The organism is Mesorhizobium sp. M4A.F.Ca.ET.020.02.1.1, from assembly GCF_004022645.1.
GTDB lineage: Bacteria > Pseudomonadota > Alphaproteobacteria > Rhizobiales > Rhizobiaceae > Mesorhizobium.
Window position 1 is genome coordinate 1 of the sequence record NZ_RZOI01000457.1, and the last position, 5,058, is coordinate 5,058.

Consider the following 5,058-nt stretch of genomic DNA (forward strand, 5'->3'; position numbering starts at 1 on the left):
CCGCGAAGGTTCCCCTGATAGCGAAACCCTTCTGGCAGGTCATCGGCTGCAGCGAACAGGTCGGGCTGGTCAACATTCATTTTGGATTTTAGAAATGGCATGCACAATAGCTGGTGAAACTGCTCCCTGAGCGCAAGGCCTACGATGCGGCGGATCCGCATACTAACGTTCCCCGTGCCGTGGAGGCCAAGGCGTCATGGTTTGCAGTCGGCGGCCTTGCCTGGCCGCCCTGCCCTTTCGGTTGCCGCCTGAATGGCAAGACGCCCGCAGTACTCAGTGCAGGAGGACGGTCCTCAACCAAGCCAGGAAACGGCTGCCATTGACGGTCCTGCGCACCCTGGCGGCGGCCCATTTGCTTTGCATGGTGGCGCCGACATGACAGCTGCAGACGATTTCGTGCAATTGCCAATCGCTGAGCTCGAAGAAGCGAAGGGCCTCTCCATAGGTGTCGTTCCTAAGTCCCGCGGCTTTCAGCAGCGGATCTTCCAAGGCAACCGAAATTGGCGATCCATCGGCTCGTGCGGCCTGGCGGGCGTCCAGGCGCAGGCGTTCGGTGCCAGCAAGCGCGCCCAGGCATCGGCCGGGATGCCGCTCGAGCAGCTCCGCCCAACGCTCGATCCGTTGCCTCCGGGTCATAACGGGGCTCTGCGCCAGCGGCTTGACGTCGGCGATCGCCTGCAGTTGTGCGAGGGTCTGGTGTTTCATAATTAGCTCCTGTTGATCGAGCATCACCCAAGGGGTTTTCGCGACAAGCCTATCGGTCGGCCAAATAAGTGGCCTCCTCATCGTCACGCTGTCGTCCGCCTAGCGCCGCTGCGACGCTGGCAATAAAGGCGCCCACCACCATGGACAGGGCGCCAAGAAGGGCGAAGGAGGCGCCGGCTTTCCTGGCTGTGTCGGCCGCCTGCTGGGCCTTGATCTTTGCGTCCTTCACCTTGGCCATCATTGCATCTACCCGAGCCTTGGCATCGGCCTGCGGAAGCCCGGTGCGGGCGGCCACGAGTTGCGTCAGATAGGCGCTGTCGTCAGCCGCAAGTTCGCCGCCGTTCGCAGCAGAGGCGAGCAGGATGCGCGACGCCTGCGCGGTCGCTGCAGCTTCGTTCTGCGGATTGGCGTCGACGAGCTTGGTCAGGTCGGCGGGGCGGAATAAGGCATCCACATAGTAGGACGTGCTGTCAAATGCTGAGCTGTCCTTGCTTGCGGCACCGGCCGAAGCCCCGGTCGCGGCGCCCGCGGCCACCGTCGAAACTGCCTGCACTCCAGAACCCAATGCCGCCGAAAGCGCTGAGCCAAGAACTCCCGCAACAAGAAGCGTGGCGAGTGCCCAGGCAAGGAAACCGTGAGCTGTGTCACGGAAGTAGGTTTCATCGGTATGAATCCCCACCCATTTGGTGCGCAACCGACCCGTGAGATATCCACCGACGCCAGATGAAAGCCATTGCACAACCACCAGCCAGACTGCGGTGGACACAGCAAATGTCGTGGCCGACGCGCCAGCAGCGGACCATGGCGAAACCATGCTCAGCCCAAGGCCGGAGCCCAACAATAGGAGCATGACTGTCAGGGTCGAAGCGGCAAAGGCGCCGGCAATGATTGGCCCCCAGTTCACTGCTGAAGATGAGGATTCTGTCGGTGCAGAGGCCTCGGCAGTCACAAGTGTTGCCTGCATCTGAGCCTCCTACCGCGCAAACAGCATGATGAGTATGATGATCGGAATGGGAATGCCGAGCAGCCAGAGCAAGATACCGCGACCCATGGAAGCCTCCTGTGCGTTAGTATGTGATGAACTAACAATGTCGCTGCAGGTCTTCTGTTCCGTTGGCAGTAAGCTGGGTCATTTACAGGCGGCAAAGGCCTTCATGCCCTTCTTGATCGCCCTGCGAGCCTCGTCGGCATTCTGCCATCCCTTGAACTTGATGGTCTTGCCCGTCCCCAGCACGGACGACAGAAAGAACTGCTCGATTTCGCGCCGCAGGTCATCTGGCACACGATCGGTCGCAACCGGCTCATCGGCAGCATCTTCTCTATGGGGACAGAAGACATAGCGGTCGTTGCGCAAGGCCTCGCCACCGGAGTCCTTCTGCTTGACACGCAATGCACCCAACAGGTCGCATTTGATGACGATGCCAGGAGCGGAAGCCGCCTGGTGGATGACCAGCCCGTCGAGGGGATCGCCATCATCGCCCAAGGTCGAAGGGATAAAACCCCAGTCGTAGGGATAAGTCATCCCGACCGGTAAGGGGCGGACATAACCGAAGGTCCGGGTTGCGCGATCGTAGGCAATCTTCGCCTCCGCGCCACGCGGGGTTTCAATCACCACTCTGACAAGCCCCTTCGTTGTGGTCGGCAGCCTCAGATAATCGGGCATTGCGATGCCTATCGCGCTGGTTCGCTCCGGATGGAACTTCAAGATGCGACGAATGTTCCGAAGGGCAGCGCGAAGGACAGCCGCAGTTCCGCGTCGTTGGGGCGAATGCGCCCAGGCGCCGAGCGGGTTGAAGGGTGCGTCGTCATCGTCGAGCCGGCTGCGTGCTGCCGCGGAACCAAAATTCCAGGAGTCGCTTTTTACCGAATACCGCGGCTGCCGGGCCAACGCGAACGGGTGGAGACATGGCGCTTGAAGGTGCGGCGCGTGCGAATATCGGCATTCGCGTCATGATAGTCACGGTGGTGGCGGTGCCCCTGCTGTTCGCCCTGAGCGGCCTTGCCATTCGCTATGCCGCCTTTGCCTCGGTGTCGGCGGAGTCTGGCTTTGCGGCCTATGCCAAGGCGCTCTGCCGGTGGGACTGCTCCTGGTATATAGACATTTCCGAGAAGGGCTATGAGCGCTTCCCAATTGCGAACGGAAGCAATGTCGGGCGCTGGGGCTTCTTCCCGCTCTATCCGCTCCTGGTCGCGGCGATCCGATCCATCCTGCCCTTCCCTACGATCCTGATCGCGACGATCACGTCGCAGGCGTTGAGCTACGCAGCTTGCCTCGTAGCGTGGCCGCTCCTGGGGAAGAACATGCGCGCCTATGTGCTCTACTGCGCCTTCCTGCTCAGCGGCCCGTTCTCTTTCCATTTCACCACTTTCCTCACCGAACCGCTCTTTGTCCTGCTTACCTCGTGCGTCTTCTTGGCGCTCAAGCGCTCAAACCATCTCGCCGCCGGCGTGGCCACGGCGCTCCTATCGGCAACGCGGCTCGTTGGTGTGCTCGCCGTGTTCGCCACTGTCATTCACTTGTTCGAGGAGTATCGCGCGAAGGGGGGTTCTATCGTCGCCTTTCCCCGCTGGCTGCTCGGCCGGCCGGATCTTCTGGTCGCCATCTTCATCTCGCCCGCCGGTTTGTTCGCCTATATGCTCTTTCTCTATCTCACGGTCGGGGACGGCTTTGCCTTCCTCCACGTACAGCGTGCCTTCGGGCGCGTGGCGGGCAATCCGCTGCTGTTTCTATGGGACGGCCTGTCCTACCACCCGAATGCCGACTGGCTGCCGACGGCGCCGCAATGGAGCGCAATGACGGCAACGGCTGGCCTGGCGCTGTGCTTGGTGCTCGGGGCTCGCAGGCAATATGGCGCGGCCCTTTTCTGCGCGGTTAGCATCATCTTGCCCTTGACCACGAACCTGGCTTCGATGGTCAGATACGTCGTCGGGCTCGCGCCGCTGACGATGCTGGTAGCCGTCTTGCTGTCAGGATCGAAGCTGACCTTCGTCGCGGCCTTGGCGCTGTTCCTCGCCGCCTGCTACTTCATGACGGTGGCGTGGATCGGAGGCTATCTTGCCCTTGTCTGAAGCGCTGCGTTCCCCTAGGTCCGCTGTGTCGCTTGGCGGCTACGGCCTAGCGGTCGCCCTTGCCTTGTCCGAGTTCGCCATCCTCGCGCTTGCCCTCAGTCCCGACGTCAGCGACGACTATCACGCCTATTACATCGACCGCACGACAACGTGCCTCAACCGCAATGCCATCGGCAGCTATGCGCCCGGCCGAACGATATCGTTCCGATCCGATGGCGCCAGACAGACGGCGGATATGAGGGTTTGCGGCTGGTCGGGCCCGGTGGCGGACGGCACCCATTCGCTGGGCGAGACCTCTCGCCTTCGCCTGGCGCTGCCGCCCGTCCGTGGCGGTCTTCTGGCAACGCTGCAGATGGCCGCAGTCAAGCGTCCTCCCCAACTCACACAGAGGGTCGTCATCTCGGCAAATGGCGTAAGGCTGCATCAGGCGACAGTTTCGGGCGCGGCACCGATGACGGTAGCTTTCGTCATTCCCCAGGCAGCCCTGGCCGACACAGGCAGGCTGGAATTGTTCTTCGACTATCCCGACGGCATCGCGCAGAGCCCGGCGGCAAGCAACATATACAATCGGTCGATCAAGCTGATCTCGTTTCGGCTGGATGCGCTTTAGGCGCAAGCGACATTCACTCAGGACGGGTCGCCCCGTCGGTCGGCTTCCCGCCCGGCAAAGACCCAGCGGTCGAGCGCGATAAGATTGAGCGCCGGGATGATCAGGCAGGTCAGCAGGATGGGGACGAAAAGCGGCAGGCCGAGCATCACCGTGAAGAGCGTGGGCGCAGCATAGGCGACGCCAAGGCCGGTCGCGGACAGCAGCAGGAAACGTGGCGCTTCCGAGCGATGCGGTCCGGCCGACATGAAGCTGAAGGACTTGTGCGCCAGGTAGGAAAACAGCGCCGCCGCAGCATAAGCGGCGAGCGAGGCCTGCACCGGCGTGAAGCCGATCCTGTCCGCCCGGGCGAAGACCGCGGCCAGGACGGCGTAAAGAATCGTCGCGGCGATGCCGACCGATCCGAAGCGCGCCAGGAATTTCACGCCGGCGGTGAAACGGTGCTCAGGCATAAGCGACACACGCATACTGCGCTCCGAGCGGCAGGGCGGCGAGCGCACGCTCGACCTTCCTGGCAAAGGGTCTTGCTGAAGGCAGAAGCAGGAAATGCTCGGACCGGATATACCTGAACCCCGCGTCTCGAAGCAGCCGTGCCGCCTCGCCCGCGCCAAGCAAAACGGCGTCCTCGTCGAACGGGCAGCGGAACACTGCGATACGCGTCAGCGGATTGTAGGGAT

At 62.4% G+C, this 5,058-nt stretch carries 6 protein-coding genes and 1 pseudogene; 2 read left to right on the forward strand and 5 right to left on the reverse strand.

What is annotated here, in order from left to right:
* Positions 1 to 273: 273 nt before the first annotated feature.
* The 3 genes from EN742_RS23985 to EN742_RS23995 form a co-directional block, all read right to left on the reverse strand.
* Positions 274 to 705, reverse strand: coding sequence for a hypothetical protein (locus EN742_RS23985; RefSeq protein ID WP_126056282.1), 432 nt, complete (start codon positions 703 to 705; stop codon positions 274 to 276).
* 49 nt (positions 706 to 754) lie between these two features.
* Entirely contained in the window at positions 755 to 1,669 is a 915-nt protein-coding gene (locus EN742_RS23990) for a hypothetical protein (protein WP_126056283.1), read from the reverse strand.
* Positions 1,670 to 1,834: 165 nt separating this feature from the next.
* Positions 1,835 to 2,368 carry an inorganic diphosphatase gene (locus tag EN742_RS23995; RefSeq protein ID WP_127405689.1) on the reverse strand — a complete coding sequence of 178 codons (534 nt, stop codon included), beginning with the start codon at positions 2,366 to 2,368 and terminating at the stop codon, positions 1,835 to 1,837.
* Between the two features lie 242 nt (positions 2,369 to 2,610).
* Between EN742_RS23995 and EN742_RS24000 the strand changes: the two genes are divergently transcribed.
* Positions 2,611 to 3,774 (forward strand): hypothetical protein, encoded by a 1,164-nt coding sequence (locus tag EN742_RS24000; RefSeq protein WP_126056285.1) that lies wholly within the window; start codon positions 2,611 to 2,613, stop codon positions 3,772 to 3,774.
* Positions 3,761 to 4,384 carry a hypothetical protein gene (locus EN742_RS24005; RefSeq protein WP_127405690.1) on the forward strand — a complete coding sequence of 208 codons (624 nt, stop codon included), beginning with the start codon at positions 3,761 to 3,763 and terminating at the stop codon, positions 4,382 to 4,384. Before EN742_RS24000 ends, EN742_RS24005 begins: the two co-directional genes overlap by 14 nt.
* Positions 4,385 to 4,401: 17 nt before the next feature.
* On the opposite strand, the gene EN742_RS24010 is transcribed toward EN742_RS24005, so the two are convergent.
* Together EN742_RS24010 and EN742_RS38775 are read right to left on the reverse strand one after the other, a co-directional pair.
* On the reverse strand, positions 4,402 to 4,848 hold the full coding sequence (locus EN742_RS24010; protein ID WP_127405691.1) for a GtrA family protein: 447 nt from the start codon (positions 4,846 to 4,848) through the stop codon (positions 4,402 to 4,404).
* A pseudogene (locus EN742_RS38775) lies at positions 4,826 to 5,058 on the reverse strand (SAM-dependent methyltransferase); the annotation flags it as partial. The pseudogene EN742_RS38775 and the gene EN742_RS24010, both read right to left, overlap by 23 nt.